This window comes from Neobacillus jeddahensis, from assembly GCF_000612625.1.
Lineage (GTDB): Bacteria > Bacillota > Bacilli > Bacillales > Cytobacillaceae > Neobacillus > Neobacillus jeddahensis.
In genome coordinates this window covers 1-17,709 of sequence record NZ_CCAS010000017.1, presented here as the reverse complement: position 1 = coordinate 17,709, position 17,709 = coordinate 1, and the positions used below count along the sequence as shown (strand labels likewise).

Sequence of the window (17,709 nt, the reverse complement as noted above, 5' to 3'; positions counted from 1 at the left end):
TATTTTAGATAGAAAATGACAGATGAATGGTTAACAGCCGTTTCACCTTGTACTCGTGAGTCATAGATTAGGGTGAAATCAACTTAATACTAGCTCAAATGTTTGCCTATTCGTGAAAGGGACAAGATGTACAGAACCAAGCGAAAGGGCATAGCTGAGATAGAGATAAGGAGAAGAAGATGATTAACCTAGTAGATTTAAAGCGTCAGTTTCAAAGTGTTAAAAATGAAATTCTCCAAGGAATGGAGGAGGTGATAGACAGCGGTCAATACGTTCTAGGTCCAAAGGTCAAGGAGCTTGAGGGGAAAATAGCGAAACGACTGGGGGTGGCAGAGGCGATTGCCGTTGCAAATGGGACAGATGCGCTTGTTCTAACTCTAGAGGCATATGGAATTGGGCTCGGAGATGAAGTCATTACGACCCCATTTACCTTCTTTGCCAGTGCGGAGGCCATCTCACGGGTAGGAGCTACTCCGGTATTTGCTGATGTCGATCCTGTCTCCTACAATATTGATCCTGCAGATATTGAGAGAAAAATATCTGCGGCGACGAAGGCGATTATTCCCGTTCATCTTTTTGGGCAGCCTGCTGCTATGGATAAGATAAGCAAGCTTGCGAAAAAGAACAATCTTCTTGTGATTGAAGATGCCTGCCAAGCATTCGGGTCTTCTTATATGGATCGTCCTGTCGGCAGTCTAGGCGATGCTGCTTGTTTCTCGTTTTTCCCAACGAAGAATCTCGGTACGATGGGGGACGGGGGGATCATTACAACGTCAGATCCAGATCTGGCTGGAAAAATTAGAAAACTCCGCACACATGGCACAACGAAAAAATATTATCATGACCGAATCGGCTATAACAGCCGCCTTGATGAATTACACGCAGCTATTTTACTCGTCAATCTTGCCAAAATAGATGAGTGGAATCAAAAAAGAAGAGAGCTCGCTGACCGCTATCGTCAGCACCTAGGAGATGTGGAGTATTTATCCATGCCAGTGGAATCAGAAAATGGTGCTCATATTTATCACTTGTTTTGCATGGAATCAGACCGACGAGATGAGCTCATGAAAGCACTAATAAACGCACAAATTCAAACAGGTGTTTATTATCCCCACTGTCTACACTTACAGGAAGTGTATGCGGGATTAGGTTACCAGCAGGGAGATTTCCCAATTGCTGAATCGTTATCAGAAAAACTGTTTGCTGTTCCGATGCATCCATTTTTAACAGAAAAGGAACAGGATCAGATTATTGCCATTTTACGACAAAAGGATGGGAACTAAATGGCAGTTCGATTTGGCTTGATCGGTTGTGGTTTTATCTCGAGAAAACATCTTCAGGCACTGGCTAGCTGTAAGGATGCACAGCTAGTAGCGGTCAGTGATCTCCATGAGGCGAGAATGACTGAAACCAAGCAATTTTACCAAACCCTGTCAGGTCATAGCGATTCCGTCGAATGCTTTCAGGATTATAAAGAAATGCTCACAAATGCGCAAATGGATGCGGTCATTATTGCCTCCTTCTCAGGACTTCACGCCAGGATGGCCAAGGACGCTCTCCACTCACATAAGCACGTGGTTCTTGAAAAGCCGATGGCACTGTCGATTGAAGATTCCGATAAATTAATTGCACTAGCACAAGAACAGCGGAAGGAGCTGATGGTTTGCCATCAACTTCGGTTTCGCCCGTTGATGCAAAAAATTAAACAGCTGATTGACGAAGGAAGAATCGGAAAACCGTATCTAGGGGTTTCTTCGATTCGAATTAACCGGTCCCCAGACTATTATTCAGCTGCGGCTTGGCGGGGAAAATGGGCTAGTGATGGGGGGATGCTGATCAATCAAGGCATTCACTTTGTCGATTTGCTTCAATGGTTTCTCGGTGATGTGAAGACCGTGTACGGTGAAATCGCTCAATCATCATATCTAAAGGAAACAGAGGATGTAGCCGTTGGTATTATTCAGTTTAAAAATCAAGCAAAAGGGATTGTTGAGGCTAATATAGTGACTAAGCCAAATAATTTAGGCTATTCTTTAGCGATATTTGGAGAAAAAGGGACGATTTCCATCGAAGGTCCATCACTCAATCAAATTTCCCGCTGGTACATTGATGGAGAACCAATCAATAATGAAGAGCTTGATCTGCTTCTAAGTGATGGAAATGAACAGCTCTATATGTATGAAGACTTTATTGAAGCGGTAGCTAGACCGGATAAGCATGTGCAGATTGATGGAACGGAAGGGAAGAAGGCTCTCGAAATTATTTTTGCGATGTACCAATCAGAATTAACGAAGCAGGCTGTATCCTTTCCTTTATCATCGTTCTCCACCACCGATATGTGTAGAAGGGAAGGAACTTAATCATGAATCTCGGAAAAGTAGCCGTAACAGGCGGTGCGGGATTTTTAGGATCACAGCTTGTGAGCAGGCTTATGCCCCTGTGTGACCATATTTATATCATTGATGATCTATCAACTGGCAACAGGGCGGCCGTTCCACAATCAGAGCGGATCACATTTTATCAAGAAAGTATTACGAATGAAAAAGTGTTGGAAGAGGTTTTACCAAACGTGGACTATATCTTCCATTTTGCCTGTAAAAATCTCGTCTTATCAGTTGAAAATATTAATGACGATTTCGAAACAAACCTATACGGCGGCTTTTTATTGCTGCAAAAGGCTCAGGAATGCTGTCCGGGCTTAAAGCGGTTTATCTATGCCTCGACTACTTCCATTTACAGCCATGCTGACATCCTTCCTACCCCGGAATCGTACTATAATATCAAGCTCCCATATGCAGCGAGTAAATTTTCAATGGAGCATTATTGCCATGTCTATCATCAAATGTACCAAATGCCTGTTAGCATTTTGCGATTTTCAAATGTATATGGTCCTGGCCAGCTTGCCACAAATCCTTATTGTGGAGTGGTGGCGAAGTTTTTTGAAGCGGTGCTTACTCAACAGCCTCTGATCATCTTTGGTGATGGCAGTCAGACACGCGATTTTACGTATGTGGAAGATGCCATGGATGCCGTGTTACTGGCAGCGGTGGACGAGAACGCGATAGGAAGAGTTTATAATGTCGGAACAGGGATAGAAACAAGCGTCCTCGATCTGGCTAAAGAGGTTCAGAAGGCGAGTGGACAAACAAATCTACCACTAACGTTTGCCCCTAAACGGAAAGTAGATGTCGTGCAGCGAAGGAGTATTCTAGCTGACAAAATTCACGCTGAATTGCATTGGAAAAAGCCACATTCCATTGTAGAGGGGATTGCTAAAACGTATATATGGCTTAAAAGGGAGGAGGAAAATGAGAATTTTCCACGGAACAACTGAGATTGCTGGCCAAATGGGAATATTGAGCAGTGCCCTGACAAAAAAGGGGCATTGCTCTGTTGGCTATAATACGTTCCATTCCTATCTCGGTTATAAAGACTATCTTGTCAACACCGATGGGAAAGGACTGGAGGAAAGTATCCCACACATACTCGATTATTATGATCTGTTTCATTTCCATTATGGTACAACGCTATCCCCAGGCTTTGCTGACTTGCCTGAAATCAAAAGTAGACACAAGAAAATGATTATGCATCATTGGGGGAACGATGTAAGGTTCCATGAACAGGCACGAATTCGCAATCCATATGTCTATACCGGTGATTCACCGCCTAATGAAGAAATACATGCAAAATTGATGAAGCTCACGGCCTATATTAAAGAAGCGATTGTTCAAGACTATGAAGTGTATGACTATGTTAAGGACTACTATGAGAAGGTGCACGTCGTTCCAATTGCGATTGATCTTAGCCATTTCCAGCCCCATTATCCATCTGTTAAGAAAGAGCGGCCACTGATCCTGCATGCTCCTACCAATCCAGATTTTAAGGGTACCTTCTATATCGAAGCAACGATAGAAAGACTGAAAGCGGAGTACGATTTTGACTACCGCCGCATCGAGAAAATGAATCATGAGGAGGTTATTAAGTTATACAAGCATGCAGATATAATCATTGACCAGGTCTTATGTGGCTCCTATGGATTACTAAGTGTAGAGTCAATGGCACTAGGCAAGCCTGTGTTAACGTATATTCGCTCTGATCTTATTGCCTCTTTTCCTGCTGAATTAGCGATTGTGAATACCAATCCAGATAATTTATATGAGCAGGCCAAAAGGCTCCTTGACCATCCGGAGCTGCGTCGTGAACTTGGCATAAAGGGTCGTGCGTATGCAGAAAAGTATCATTCACATGACATCATCGCCGATCAATTACTCGCCATTTATGCAGATTTAAAAGGGTAAGTGGCAAAACAAGTAGTATGTAAGTGAGGCTGGTTCAAATGGAAGAAGATCTACCTCCATTTCCCCCAGCTTCTTTTTTCCTTTTGTCACAAGATCGTGATTCTAGTGGGCATACACCTTTGGACAGAAAAAAACTGGTTCAAAGGTCCGACCTTTTGAAACCAGTTAGTCATGTTTTTATGACGGGAATGCTGCTGTTGGATAAATAGGAGTATACGCTTTTTTGATGAAGGAATAGAGGTAAACATATTCGTTAGGGTGATTTTGATAAATATCACGCATTGTTTGATTAGGGAAATCAAAAACGAGAAGACTGTTATTCATGTAGTCGTTGAATACACCATAATTTAAATAATCTAGCAAATGATTTTCCTTAAAGAGCAGACCTTTTCCAAAGGAAATTTGCATGCCTGTCTGAAAATATTTAGCGTATACGGTCGAGTTGGGAATCCAGGTATAGTCTGGTCCTGTTTTTCCGTAAAAGTTTGGATGGGTACAGGCCGCGTCAAATCCAAACTCCTTCCATTCCACACATCCAGTGGAACCATACTGCTGTAACCACAATGATAGATACCCTTTTTGGCGAATAAAGGCTGTCACCTTTTGAACAAGACTTTCATCGCGACTGTCAATCGAGGCCCGCGGCCAGACAAACCCTCGGAACGTTAATTTTTCGTCGAGACGCTTCGATTTTTTCCATTTACTTAAAAACTTGTCCATCCACCACGTCATCGCTAAGATTCTGTGTTCTTCTCTTTTAAAATTAATCTTTTCTCCTTCTACTTTCCCAAAGTTTGTTTGCGTAAGAATGGGATAGGGGATGGCCACCCAAATATCCGTTTTTTTTCCATCGGCTGTGTTACTAGCAGCAGCCTCTAGATTGACTTTGTCCATAAAAAGCCTTTTTAAAGCTAGTTTCCAATCATCCTTTTCTGATAATGTACCAAAATCAGTATACATCGGGTAAATAAAATGATTTTTTCTTCCACTGATTGGATTGAAGATCAAACCTCCAAACATTGAATCAATCGGGGCTCCATTCACTAGATAAGATTGATAGGGTATTAAATCCTCAGCAGTCCAGTTGGTAATTCCATTATCAGTGTCCTCTCCATAGGGAAGCAGGCAAAGATGATTTTGTACACCGAGCTTTTCCGCTGACATAAATTCATTAGTTGACAAACGATTCCCACCTTTCCTTTTTGTCCTATTACAGCGTATGAGTTCCAGGAATAAAAGGTGAGTCCGCATGTCCCCATTTATTGCTTTGCAAATAGCCAACTTATCCAACGTGAATATACTATATTCGGAAGGAGAGATGTATATGAAAATTGTGCATACCCCAACTGAAATTGCTGGACAGATGGGGATTATCTGTAAAGAACTAAGGAAGCAAGGGCACCATGCTGCCGGATTTAACTGTTTTCACACCTATTTGAATTATAAAGGTGACATTATCAATACGGATGCATTTGAGGTGATGAAGGAACTAGAATTTCTGGTGAAAAATACTGATATTTTTCATTTTCATAATGCCAACACGTTTATGCAGGATTTCAATGACCTCCCGTTTTTAAAGGAAAAGGGGAAGAAGATGGTGATGCATCATTGGGGAAGTGATGTCCGTAAGGCTGAGATGGTCAGCAGGTTGAATCCATATCCACTTCCGCCGACTTATTATACGGATGAAGAAATAAACAAGCAGCTTACCACGCTATCACAGTATATTGATACAGCTATCGTTCAAGATTATGAGGCATATCCTTATGTAAAAGATTATTACAAAAATGTCTATGTCCTACCACTCGCATGTAATTTTGAGGCCTTCCCTGTTTCGTATCCATCTGTCACTAATACGAATCCGGTGATCATCCATGCCCCGACAAATCGTTCCTTTAAAGGATCTGATTATGTAGAAGCAGCTGTGAATCAATTATATGGGAAAGCGACGTTTACGTATCAGATGCTTGAAAAAATAAGTCATGAGAAGGCACTTGCGATGTATCAGAAGGCAGATATCATTATTGATCAGCTACTATGTGGCACATATGGTATGTTCAGTGTGGAGGCAATGGCCATGGGCAAGCCGGTAGTGGCCTTTATCCGAGACGATGTTCGCAGTCAGTTCCCAGCGGACCTGCCAATTGTACAGGCAACCCCAGAAACGATCGCAGATGTGCTGCTAGAGTTAATTCAAAACCCACAGCGCCGCCATGAAATTGGTATGGCTGGCAGACGGTATGTAGAAACCTATCACTCGGCCGAACGAGTAGCGGGGGAGTTAATAAAAATTTATCAGCAGCTATAATCGCATAAGTGGAGCTGTCTCCTTAAGGGCAGCAAGTTCTGTTATTTTCTTATTTTTAGTAGGAAAGGGAGGTTTGTGCATGATCCATGCATCGGCACAATTAGGTGTAAATGTCACGATTGGTGAGAACGTCGTTATCGAAGAAAATGTCGTCATTGGAAATAATGTCACCATCGGACACCACGTCATTATTAAAAAGGATACAAAAATCGGGGATTTTGTCCAAATCGGAGAACTGACGGTTCTTGGCAAACCGACATCCTCTAATAAAAAAATGGCCCGTAAGCCAGGGAAGATTCTTGATCCCTTACTGATAGAAGATCATGTCACGATTGGCTGTAATAGTGTCATTTACCGCCACGTAAAGCTAGAGTCAGGCGTTTTTGTCGGAGATTTATCAAGCATCCGTGAAATGGTAACTGTGGGTGAAGACAGCATTATCGGCCGGAATGCCATCGTGGAAACGAATACGATTATTGGAAGGCGTGTGACCATTCAAACGGGCTGCTATATTACAGCGGATATGGTGATCGAGGATGAGGTTTTTATCGGCCCTTGCTGTTCATCCTCAAATGATAAATATATGGGAATGGGAAATTACAAGCATCAGGGACCAGTGATAAAAAGAGGAGCCAAAATTGGTAACAACGCAACCCTCCTGCCGGCAGTGACCATTGGTGAAAATGCTATTGTAGGAGCGGGGAGTGTAATTACAAAGGACGTTCCTGCAAATAAGACAGTGGTCGGTAATCCTGGGAGGATCATTAAATAGAATCTTGGCTCTTTGGTGTTAATGAGGTAGAACGAAATAAGGGTATAAGGAGTAGATATGTCGGTAAAAGTTTGTATGCTGTCGAAGTTTAACACACTCTTTGACTCAAGAATGTTTGAAAATGAATCGAAAAGTCTCTTAAAGAACGGATTTGATGTTACATCGATTATACCGCGGTACAATGGCTATATATGCAGGTTAAACTTTACAACAATTAGGGATCAGTTTTTGGACAAATCCTTTATTCATGAGGGTATTCATATTCTGACGTATGAATATGGTCAGGAACCGCTCGAAACGATGCTGTTAAATATAAAAAGTAAACATCATTACGGCTTTAGGGATCCGTTAATGGCTGCTGGATTAACAGTGGATGCGGAAATCTATCATGCACATTCTCTTTATTCCCTCTACGCTGGAGTTGGGATAAAAAGAGCGATGAAGGAAGCGGGAAAAGATATAAAATTGATTTACGATTGCCGCGACTTAAACGCGGATCCACATAACAAACAACCTGACAATCTGAAATTAATGGATTTATTGCTCCACATGCTGGATGAAGTCGATTATTTGCTCACGGTCTCAGAATCAATCAAAGCATGGTATCTGATTCAAAAGCCGAACCTTCCAATTGAGTTAATCTACAATTCACCACCTTTAGCAAACATAATCGAACCGAAGAAATTCAATGAAGGTAGTTTGACGGCTTGCTATGAAGGGATTGTCCATCCACAACGAGGTGGGTTAGATAAAATTCTTCGTATTACAGAACTGACCAATCAAAAAATTGATTTCAATTTTAGTATTATTGGTGGACTGTTAAGGGGATTTCAGCTTGTCATTCCAGAGCCACTAAAAGACCGAATTCCTATTCATAATTGGGTCGATTATCATTCCATCCCACAGTATATGAAAACTGTTGATGTAAGCTGGATAGACCTTGATACTCGCAATTCTTTAAATAGACTGTTTGCGATGCCAAATAAATTTTTCAGTGCCTTAAACAATGGTGTCCCTGTTGTCTGTAATAAAGGAAATGATATGGAAAATTTCATACGGTTCCACCATTGTGGATTAGTGATCGATAAGCATAGTCCCACCGTAGAAGATTATGTCGAGGCCTTTATTTATTTACATGAACACCGTGACCTGCTAAAGATGATGAGTGCGAATGCTCGTCGGGCAATGGAGACACACTTTAGCTGGGAGCTTATGGAGAAGAGATTGATCGATGTTTATCAAAGATTATTGGAAAAAAATAAAGATAGAGTATTTTATCTGACCTAGTTACTAGGTTGAAAAGTGCATAGGAAAATGTAAATATAGTTCACTTTTTCATTACCTGATTTCAGTAGGGGTAAGGGGAGGTGGACTATTTCATGTTTTTCTGTCTGTTGGGTGCTGATTAAATGGGCGAAATTTGACTTTGTGAATGGTCCAGTTCCAGACGACTTGTGCCCTTTTTGCAAAAATGTGTCTTTTACCAGAGGAAAGTGTCCTGTCATCTAAGATGCTTGTACATAAAATGTGGTTTGCTCAGCAGTTTTTATAGTAAAAATGTTGTAGCAAATTCGAAAGGGAGGTGAATAATTTGTCAATTGAAGATCTGATTACAAATGGTGGCTTTGAAACAGGAAATCTTACTCCATGGATTGGAGTTAACGCTGAGGTCACAAGCGAATTTTCCCATTCGGGTTACTTTTCTGCAAGATTAACCGGTGACTCTAATTCTTTTATTTTTCAACTTGTTGCTATCGAAGCTGGTGAGCAATTTGAATTTCTTACTTCTTTGGCGAAAGTGGGGACTGATCCTAGCCCACCTATCAGTATCTCAATTATTTATTATGATGCTGCATTTAATTTCCTTGGATACGGATTGATTACTAATCTTCCTGTGGACAGGCTCCTTAATGCAGAAAATGATGTGTGGCTTGAAGTATATGGAAATACCACACCTGCTCCAGTGGGTACTACACAAGCATTTATGCTAATAAATAGTTTGCCTGAGGCAGGAAGTTCTGACGTATTGGTTGATGATATAGCCTTATTAACTGCTGAAGTTAATGGAGCAACAGGAGGAACCGGGGCAACAGGAGCAACCGGGGCAACAGGAGCAACAGGCGCAACAGGAGGAACCGGGGCAACAAGCGCAACAGGAGGAACCGGGGCAACAAGCGCAACAGGAGGAACCGGGGCAACAGGCGCAACAGGAGCAACCGGGGCAACGGGAGCAACCGGGGTAACGGGAGCCACCGGAGCAACCGGGGTAACCGGAGCAACCGGGGTAACAGGAGCAACTGGAGCAACCGGGGCAACAGGAATAACGGGAGCCACCGGAGCAACAGGAGTAACCGGGGCGACAGGAATAACGGGAGCAACGGGAGCCACCGGAGTAACTGGAGCAACCGGGGCAACAGGAGTAACTGGAGCAACAGGAGTAACCGGGGCGACCGGAGCCACCGGGGCGACAGGAGTAACCGGAGCAACAGGAGCCACCGGGGCAACGGGAGCAACAGGGGTAACTGGAGTAACGGGAGCCACCGGAGTAACCGGAGCCACCGGGGCAACGGGAGCAACAGGGGTAACTGGAGTAACGGGAGCCACCGGAGTAACCGGAGCCACCGGGACAACAGGTCCGACAGGGGCACAGGGTCCAACTGGACCACAAGGTGGAGCGACAGGAGCAATTGGTCCGACAGGGGTGCAGGGTCCAACTGGACCAGCTGGACCAGCTGGGGCTACAGGAGTAACAGGCCCAACAGGTCCAATTGGTCCAACAGGTACCATTGAACCAAATCCATATGAGGTATATGTCCGAGCAGGGGCAGTTGATGGTGATGGGACACAGGCCAATCCGTTTGGAACAATTCAACAAGGGGTAACGGCAGTTTCACCAACAGGAACTGTTCATGTGTTGGTGGGAACATATCCCATTTCCTCAACCATTACCATTAATAAAGAAGGAGTTACTTTAAAAGGATATCCGGGTACCATCGTTGAATTACAAGCAGCCGTCATTGCATTTCAAGTCCTTGGAAATGGGGTTACAATTGAAGGATTGACAATTACCAGCAATAATCCTTATGCTGTAGAGTTTATCCGAATTGGAGGAACAAATCATAAAATTATTGATAATGTTATTTTTGGACCACCACAAGCTGGACCATCTACAGGCTGGGTAGTGAATCGCGGCTTTGTGACATTGGCTGGAAATATGACTAATTTATTGGTCCAAGATAATATTTTTTACTCTCTCCGCCAACCTTCTTATTTAAATCCAAACACCACCGGGCATATCGTAAATAATGTTGTTTATAATACGAGAGGATTTGTTGTGGATAGTGCGATATTTGTCTTTTCGGGGAATTCATGGGGAATTCCGGAAAATGCTGTTGATATAGCTTTATTAGTGGGAACGCCGACGGGGCCTCCATACGATCCTTTAACTGAGCTAAGTACAAATAATAGTGATGCGTCAATTTCTGACCAGAGGTAAGAGCCAAGAGATTAATGCTCATAATGCAACTTCTCCTTCTTGATGGAGAAGTTTTTTTAATCTAGCTGTTGTTCATTTTTTCAAGAAAAATAGGTACAAGCACAATTGGGAAAGCAGCAGTTTAAATAAGATACAAAGAAACGTGTAAAACCAGATAACCATGCAAATTTATTAGTAGTAGAAAGGAGAAATTGATTTGGTATCAATAAGCTTATGTATGATTGTAAAAAATGAAGAAGCAGTATTGGCGAGATGTCTGGAGACCATAAAAGACATTGTTGATGAAATCAATATTGTCGATACTGGATCCACCGACAGTACGGTAGAAATAGCCAAGCAATATACAGACCGAGTTTTTTTCTTTGAATGGATTGGCAACTTTGCCGCTGCAAGAAATGAGTCATTTAAGTATGCTACAAAGGAATATATTCTATATTTGGATGCTGACGATGTCTTACTTGAAGCGGACCAAAGGAAGCTTGAGGAATTGAAGGAGACCTTAGATCCATCCGTGGATTCGGTCTCAATGTATTATGACGCTGGAACAGATGAATTTGGTAATGTAACCCTCCGATATCGCCGCAACCGACTTGTAAAAAGAGCAAAGAATTTTGTCTGGAAAGGTGATTGCCACCAGTATTTAGAGGTGTTTGGAAACATCATAAATTCCGAAATTTCGATTACGCATAAAAAGATTAAACACTCTATTGGCAGAAATCTCAATATTTATCAAAGCAAAATCGAACGTGGCGATGAATTCTCAGCCAGGGATTATTTTTATTATGGAAATGAGCTAAGAGAGAATGGTCATTATGAAAAAGCAATTGAGGCCTACAATGATAATATTGCATTGCTAGAAGGGTGGATAGAGGATAAGGTTTATTCCTGTATTAACAAAGCGGATTGCTATCGTCATCTGGGCGACCTTGAAAATGAACTACGCTCCTTATTCCAATCGTTTGAGTTCTCCAAAACCCCGCGTGCGGAAACATGTAGCCGGATTGGCTATAATTATCAACGGAAACGTGAATATAATGCGGCCATCTACTGGTATAATCTTGCTACACAATTAGTGCCGGAATCGGATAGATGGAGCTTTAGCTATCCGGCCTACTATACATGGTATCCACATTTGCAAATGTGTGTCTGTTATTACAATCTTGGTGATTTTTCGAATGCCTATAATCATAATGAAGAGGCAGGCAAATACCGGCCAGAGGATCTAAAAATCCTTCATAATCGGAAACTGCTTGAAGGAAAGCTTGGTATTGGACAGGGAATTTAGTCCCTTGTAAAGAAAACGGAGCCATAGAAACATATTCCTGCTTAATACTAATAATGTATCGAAAAAAACCCGGTAATATCCAACATTCTTCGAAGCGAAAAATTGGCAAAGGAAAACAGCGATCTCTTTGCATTTCTTATGAACTGGGGATGAAGAATAGTTCTAAGAGGTGAAAATTAAGTGACTGTCATTACAACCTTTAAGGAAAAAAAACGCGAAAAGCAAATCAAATATGAGCGTTCCGTCTTGCGGGACCTATCCATTAATACACTAAAGGAACGAGTAAAACATTATTTTGGTTCCACCCCCCTTGCATCGAGTTTTGTCATGAATACCGGTATAGAAGAGGCCTGTTACGATGTGGCCCTTGAAGCCTTCCTTCTAGGGGCAAAGTTTAGCAAATTTGGCTATTATGGAGAAAAACTTGATGATGTCCGTCATCGTTGTTTTAAAGAAGAAAAACACCTAATAGATACGTTATATAATTTCTTGCTCTATTGGGGAAATGGAGAAGAAGGCGCGATGAGCGAGTCGTTGTATTATCTTTGTGAGCAATATATATACGCATGGTTCAAAGAGGGCTTTGATAAAGGACAAAGGCGTCATAAGCTACGTCTGCACTAGCTAGTCAAACTCATCCATTCTTCCTGTTCTAAATCTTCTTCTTGTCCCATATAGTTTATTGAACATGGACGAGCGGGAAGGATGATTTGGGTGTCAAAGCGCAGAGTGAAAATAATTGGGTTTATTGCGGGATTACTTGTGTTATTTTTCATATTACAGCACGATTTTATCGAAAATAACTCATGGAAAACCTGGAATTTACCATTGTCAGGGAAAATTATTTTATTAGATGCTGGCCATGGCGGCCCTGATGGGGGAGCAGGTACAGGCAAAACGCTTGAAAAAGATATTTCTTTAGAGATTACCCGAAAAGTCCGGGATTATCTTCAAGAGCAAGGAGCACTTGTGATTATGACAAGAGATTCTGATAAAGATTTAGCGGACCCTGATACGAGGGGCTATAGCAGGAGAAAAGTTGAGGATTTGAAAAAGCGATTAAAGATGATTAATAACTCCGATAATGACCTTTTTGTCAGCATTCATTTAAATGCGATCCCTTCTTCACAGTGGAGTGGGGCCCAAACCTTCTATGCACCCCAGCACAAGGAAAATGCCAGAGCAGCCAAATTTATTCAAGAGGAACTCCGCAAGAACTTGGAGAATACCACCCGTAAAGCAAAACCCATTAACCAAGTATATATTTTAAAATATGCAAAAAAGCCGGGAGTGTTGGTCGAGGTTGGCTTCCTTTCGAATCCGACAGAAAAGGCCTTGCTAAAAAAAGACTCCTACCAAGAAAAAGTAGCAGCATCTATTCATAATGGCATTTTGCGTTACTTTACTAAGGAAAAGGAACTAAAAGAAACAGAGTAAAGAAGGGTGCAAAGCCCTTCTTCTATTTTTGTGTAGGAAGATTAATGATATTTCTATAGGTAGTATAGTGTGATTAAGATAACTGTTTCCATGCCTAGTTATGGTATACTGAGAGATGGAAACGAATTCATTAGGTGAGGTGTTTTTTTATGTTAACTGAACAAAGAATCCAAGAGATTCTTGGGGGCATCAAAGAACCATTTTTACATAAAACGTTAGCTGAATTAGATGCGATTGAAGAAATAAAAATAAAAGAAGAAAAACAACACGTTAGTGTTAAGGTGCAAATAGCTAAAACAGGCACAAGTGAACAACTTCAGCTGCAAACGCAAATTGTTAATTTGTTAAAAGAAGCGGGAGCTGCAACGGTTGGGATCCGCTTTAGTGAGTTGCCTGAAGAGGTACTAGCGCAACATCGCCATGCTGAACCAGAAGAGGAGAAAAATCTTCTTCATTCCAAGCAAACAACTTTCATAGCGATTGCCAGCGGTAAAGGTGGAGTGGGTAAATCCACTGTTTCTGTCAACTTAGCTGTGGCCCTAGCCCGTTTAGGGAAAAAGGTGGGGCTTATTGACGCCGATATTTACGGTTTTAGTGTACCCGATATGATGGGGATCACCAATCGTCCGGTTGTTCGTGGGGAAAAGATTATCCCTGTTGAACGTTTTGGCGTTCAGGTCATCTCTATGGGCTTCTTTGTAGAAGACAATGCCCCGATCATCTGGCGTGGCCCTATGCTTGGAAAAATGTTAAACAGTTTCTTCAATGAAGTGGAATGGGGAGACATTGATTATTTACTATTAGACTTACCACCTGGAACGGGCGATGTGGCCCTAGATGTTCATACCATGCTTCCTGCTTGTAAGGAAATTATCGTGACAACGCCACATCCAACGGCAGCCTTTGTTGCAGCCCGTGCAGGAGCAATGGCATTACGCACGGAGCATGAGGTGCTAGGAGTCATTGAGAATATGGCTTATTTTGAAAGCAAGGTTACGGGTGAAAAAGAATACGTATTCGGCCGCGGCGGTGGAGATAAGTTAGCTGAAGAATTGAATACAGAGGTGCTTGGTCGTCTGCCACTTAATCAACCTGATTGGAACGATGAAGACTTTGCTCCATCTGTTTATCAGGAAGATCACCAAATTGGAAAAATTTATCTAGAAATAGCCCAAAAAGTAACAAGTTTGCTTAAAAAGTAAAGCAAAGGCCTCTCCCTAATGTGGAGAGGCCTTTCTTCTTCAACTTCGGGGCATGCTGCTCATTGCCATGCTAGGCACCGCTATCTTGTCCTTCAGAATTTTCTTGGTTACTAGATTGATCTTCACTCTCGTCTTTGCTGGAAGTCGTTTTAGTTTCCTCTGCCGCTTTTAAGAGCAATTCTTGAATCTTTGCTTTGAAAAGAGGACTATCCACGGTCTCTGTGATTACCTTCTGCAAATGTTCACGGTATTCTTTACTTTTAAGGGCATCCGCTAATTCTTTTTGGATTTCAGGCTCTTTAAAAACCTCAATCATCATTCCTCTATATTCAGGATCATTCATTAAATCCTTCAATAATTGTTGATTTTCTGTTTTCATGTTTTTTGCTACGCTTTGGGCAAACTTTGCGTCACTAAAGGTTTTTTTCCAGAAATCAGTTGCCTTATCAGACGTTAAGGTTTGCTGAATGGTTTCAGAGACGACCTTTTGGTCCATCACAAGCTTTTCCTTCATTTTATCATCGGACATGACATCCTGGATTGCCTTCTTACCATCATCTGTTTTCAGAATATCAACGACCATTTTCTTCGTCTGATCGTAATCAACTTGTCCTTCGCCACTTGAATCATTGGCAGAACAACTAGCTAGCAGCAACATGATGGGTAGGAGGAGCAACGTTCTTTTTCCTCTCATTTTCAAGCTCCTTTCACATAAAAATGCTTAATTTTAGGATGAAGAAAACAGAGGGAGATTATACGCTGGTAAATGAAATTATAGATTTTTCACCATTAGCTTGGTACAATCAAAATGGAATGTACTTTTGGATGTTGGGGGTTTAGAGTGTGACAAGCCGTAATTGGGTAAGACTGTTTATGACCACATTATTAGTTGGCGGGGTCACCACGGCTATTGTGGGCTTTATTATTCGTTGGAATGAGTTTCAACCGTATTTTACTGAATTTCAGATCATTGATATTTTATCAACCTTAATTTGGTTAATTGTGATGGGCTTTTTGTTTAGTGTCATCAGCCAAATGGGCTTTTTTTCCTACTTAACAATTCACCGTTTTGGATTAGGGATATTTAAATCAGCTTCGCTTTGGAATGCCGTTCAAGTCGTACTGATTCTCTTTGGGTTATTTGATTTAATCTACTTAAGATATGAGAAATTTGCCAAACCAGGGGATTCGCTTCTCCCGTATTTTGGACTGGCCATCCTTCTTTTAGGTGTGGCACTGATTGTTGCCTGGTATAAAGTAAAACAAACTAATCGTGGGGCTTTTATCCCTGCTTTATTCTTTATGATTGTGGTCACCTTGGTAGAGTGGGTGCCTGTCTTGCGTGAAAATGAAAAGAGCTGGCTTTACTTAATGATGGTTGCTTTAATGGCTTGTAATGCCTATCAATTATTAATTCTTCATCGATTGAATACGCAATCGGAGCAGGAAAGACAAAAACGCGCAGCTCAACCAAAGTCTACTACAAACAATAGTAAGAAAAAGAAAATGAGCAAAAAACCGTCCATGTAAATGGGCGGTTTTCCTATATCAGATAAGAATTTATATGATTCAACTTCGAGAATGCTCCAGCTCCAAGCGCTTTTCTTAAGAGCAATGGCTATTTTATTTCTTTGGAACTTACTTCTCCGTTCGCAATCATTTCAGACACGGATACGAGCTTTAAGCCTTTTTGACGAATTTCTTGCAAAATAAGCGGCAGGGCTTTAGCCGTTTGTTTGGCGGAATCAGAGGCATGTAAAAGAACGATATCGCCTTTTTCAGCCTTGTTAACATTGTTGACAATTTTTTCTACCCCAGGATTTTGCCAATCCTTTGAATCAATTTTCCAATGGACAACCGTATACCCATAGCGCTTAGCAATTTTTAACGTACGCTCATCAAAATGACCTGTCGGGGCACGTAGAAGTTTGATGTCTTTCACACTTAACTTTTTAAAAACTTCCTGAGCCTTGGAAATATCTTTTGCAATTTTTGCATCCTCTAGATCTTTGTAATCCACATAATCATATCCGAGGATTCCAATTTCAAATCCTTCTTTGGCAATACGATTCACAATGTCAGGATGTCGCTCTGCCCACGTTCCTGCTAAAAAGAAAGTAGCAGACTTTACATTCTCCTTTTTTAGGATATCTAAAATAGGTTCAGCCTTCTCATCCCCCCACCCAATATTAAACGTAAGGGCGAGGTCCTTTTCACCTCGATAAATAGCATTCGATCCATCTTTTGCTGAAAAGACCGGAAGCTGTGCAAGGTTTTCCATATAAAGAAACCATGCTGTGAAAAAAGCAGCAATCAAAATGAGTGATACATTCTTTAAAGCCTTCCCGTTTAATACAAAAAAGAAATTCATCATTCCCACCTCGTCCAATACTATCCTTGTCTCAACCTATGCTTGAATTTTTCAAAATATGATTAAGAAAGTCATTATAAAATTTCAATAAATGGAAAAGACTACTATAACTACAGAAATTCGCTGGAGGTTATTCAATGTTTGGGCTTCTCATTAATGATAAAGAGGTAAAGGAAATGGAATACCTTATTAAAAGAGAGATGGATGAAATATTATTTGATTTAAAGGACGAGAGAATTGATCATATAGTTAAAAGAGCAATGGAAGAGCGATACAAAATTCTGTTTGCTTTATTTAAGCGAGTGGCGTCTCCTCAGGAATGCTTTAAATATATGAGAAGAGGTAAGAGGGATAGAAAAAAGGGATAAAGAAATATTTTTAACTTTTTTAATAAACTCCGTTGACAACTAATTATTATCTTGTTATAGTAATAAACGTTGCTGCTGACAGTAATTAATACAAATTAAAAAAAGTTGTTGACATTACAAATTGCGGATGATATATTAATAAAGTCGCTTTTGAGCGATTGAGATATTTGTT

At 41.2% G+C, this 17,709-nt stretch carries 17 protein-coding genes; 14 read left to right on the top strand and 3 right to left on the bottom strand.

Annotated features, from left to right (window positions below; translation table 11 throughout):
- Nucleotides 1–179 precede the first annotated feature (179 nt).
- The 4 genes from TY15_RS09970 to TY15_RS09955 are packed head-to-tail and all read left to right on the top strand — an operon-like array spanning nucleotide 180 to nucleotide 4,298.
- Entirely contained in the window at nucleotides 180–1,283 is a 1,104-nt protein-coding gene (locus tag TY15_RS09970) for a DegT/DnrJ/EryC1/StrS family aminotransferase (protein WP_040203291.1), read from the top strand.
- Nucleotides 1,284–2,360 (top strand): Gfo/Idh/MocA family protein, encoded by a 1,077-nt coding sequence (locus tag TY15_RS09965; protein ID WP_040203293.1) that lies wholly within the window; start codon nucleotides 1,284–1,286, stop codon nucleotides 2,358–2,360. It begins immediately after the preceding gene.
- A 2-nt stretch (nucleotides 2,361–2,362) separates the two neighbouring features.
- Nucleotides 2,363–3,334 carry an NAD-dependent epimerase/dehydratase family protein gene (locus TY15_RS09960; RefSeq protein ID WP_040203294.1) on the top strand — a complete coding sequence of 324 codons (972 nt, stop codon included), beginning with the start codon at nucleotides 2,363–2,365 and terminating at the stop codon, nucleotides 3,332–3,334.
- On the top strand, nucleotides 3,309–4,298 hold the full coding sequence (locus TY15_RS09955) for a glycosyltransferase family 4 protein (protein WP_040203295.1): 990 nt from the start codon (nucleotides 3,309–3,311) through the stop codon (nucleotides 4,296–4,298). The genes TY15_RS09960 and TY15_RS09955 overlap by 26 nt, the downstream gene beginning before the upstream one ends.
- A gap of 177 nt (nucleotides 4,299–4,475) precedes the next feature.
- On the opposite strand, the gene TY15_RS09950 is transcribed toward TY15_RS09955, so the two are convergent.
- Nucleotides 4,476–5,480, bottom strand: a complete 1,005-nt coding sequence (locus TY15_RS09950; RefSeq protein ID WP_040203298.1) for a DUF4855 domain-containing protein — start codon at nucleotides 5,478–5,480, stop codon at nucleotides 4,476–4,478.
- Between the two features lie 142 nt (nucleotides 5,481–5,622).
- Between TY15_RS09950 and TY15_RS09945 the strand changes: the two genes are divergently transcribed.
- The 8 genes from TY15_RS09945 to TY15_RS09910 all read left to right on the top strand — a co-directional run bounded on the left by TY15_RS09945 (nucleotide 5,623) and on the right by TY15_RS09910 (nucleotide 14,798).
- Nucleotides 5,623–6,606: a glycosyltransferase gene (locus tag TY15_RS09945; RefSeq protein WP_040203300.1), complete on the top strand. Its 984-nt coding sequence runs from the start codon at nucleotides 5,623–5,625 to the stop codon at nucleotides 6,604–6,606.
- Nucleotides 6,607–6,685: 79 nt separating this feature from the next.
- Entirely contained in the window at nucleotides 6,686–7,378 is a 693-nt protein-coding gene (locus TY15_RS09940; protein WP_040203303.1) for an N-acetyltransferase, read from the top strand.
- Between the two features lie 57 nt (nucleotides 7,379–7,435).
- Nucleotides 7,436–8,665 (top strand): glycosyltransferase family protein, encoded by a 1,230-nt coding sequence (locus TY15_RS09935; protein ID WP_042374378.1) that lies wholly within the window; start codon nucleotides 7,436–7,438, stop codon nucleotides 8,663–8,665.
- A gap of 304 nt (nucleotides 8,666–8,969) precedes the next feature.
- Complete coding sequence (locus TY15_RS25140; RefSeq protein WP_081799377.1) at nucleotides 8,970–10,874, top strand: NTTRR-F1 domain; 1,905 nt, start codon at nucleotides 8,970–8,972, stop codon at nucleotides 10,872–10,874.
- 196 nt (nucleotides 10,875–11,070) lie between these two features.
- A complete protein-coding gene (locus tag TY15_RS09925) occupies nucleotides 11,071–12,159 on the top strand; it encodes a glycosyltransferase (RefSeq protein ID WP_040203305.1) in 1,089 nt (362 codons plus the stop codon).
- A 180-nt stretch (nucleotides 12,160–12,339) separates the two neighbouring features.
- The gene (locus TY15_RS09920) at nucleotides 12,340–12,783 is read left to right on the top strand and encodes a YbaK family protein (protein ID WP_040203307.1); all 444 of its coding nucleotides are present in this window, start codon (nucleotides 12,340–12,342) and stop codon (nucleotides 12,781–12,783) included.
- Between the two features lie 90 nt (nucleotides 12,784–12,873).
- The gene (cwlD, locus tag TY15_RS09915) at nucleotides 12,874–13,596 is read left to right on the top strand and encodes an N-acetylmuramoyl-L-alanine amidase CwlD (RefSeq protein ID WP_275452005.1); all 723 of its coding nucleotides are present in this window, start codon (nucleotides 12,874–12,876) and stop codon (nucleotides 13,594–13,596) included.
- A 149-nt stretch (nucleotides 13,597–13,745) separates the two neighbouring features.
- Nucleotides 13,746–14,798, top strand: a complete 1,053-nt coding sequence (locus TY15_RS09910) for an Mrp/NBP35 family ATP-binding protein (protein ID WP_040203310.1) — start codon at nucleotides 13,746–13,748, stop codon at nucleotides 14,796–14,798.
- A 70-nt stretch (nucleotides 14,799–14,868) separates the two neighbouring features.
- On the opposite strand, the gene gerD is transcribed toward TY15_RS09910, so the two are convergent.
- A complete protein-coding gene (gene gerD, locus TY15_RS09905; RefSeq protein WP_040203312.1) occupies nucleotides 14,869–15,492 on the bottom strand; it encodes a spore germination lipoprotein GerD in 624 nt (207 codons plus the stop codon).
- Between the two features lie 149 nt (nucleotides 15,493–15,641).
- Between gerD and TY15_RS09900 the strand changes: the two genes are divergently transcribed.
- On the top strand, nucleotides 15,642–16,328 hold the full coding sequence (locus TY15_RS09900; RefSeq protein WP_040203314.1) for a KinB-signaling pathway activation protein: 687 nt from the start codon (nucleotides 15,642–15,644) through the stop codon (nucleotides 16,326–16,328).
- 88 nt (nucleotides 16,329–16,416) lie between these two features.
- On the opposite strand, the gene pdaB is transcribed toward TY15_RS09900, so the two are convergent.
- Nucleotides 16,417–17,169 (bottom strand): polysaccharide deacetylase family sporulation protein PdaB, encoded by a 753-nt coding sequence (pdaB, locus tag TY15_RS09895; protein WP_040203315.1) that lies wholly within the window; start codon nucleotides 17,167–17,169, stop codon nucleotides 16,417–16,419.
- A 137-nt stretch (nucleotides 17,170–17,306) separates the two neighbouring features.
- Between pdaB and TY15_RS09890 the strand changes: the two genes are divergently transcribed.
- Nucleotides 17,307–17,537, top strand: coding sequence for a hypothetical protein (locus TY15_RS09890; protein ID WP_040203317.1), 231 nt, complete (start codon nucleotides 17,307–17,309; stop codon nucleotides 17,535–17,537).
- Nucleotides 17,538–17,709: the final 172 nt, after the last annotated feature.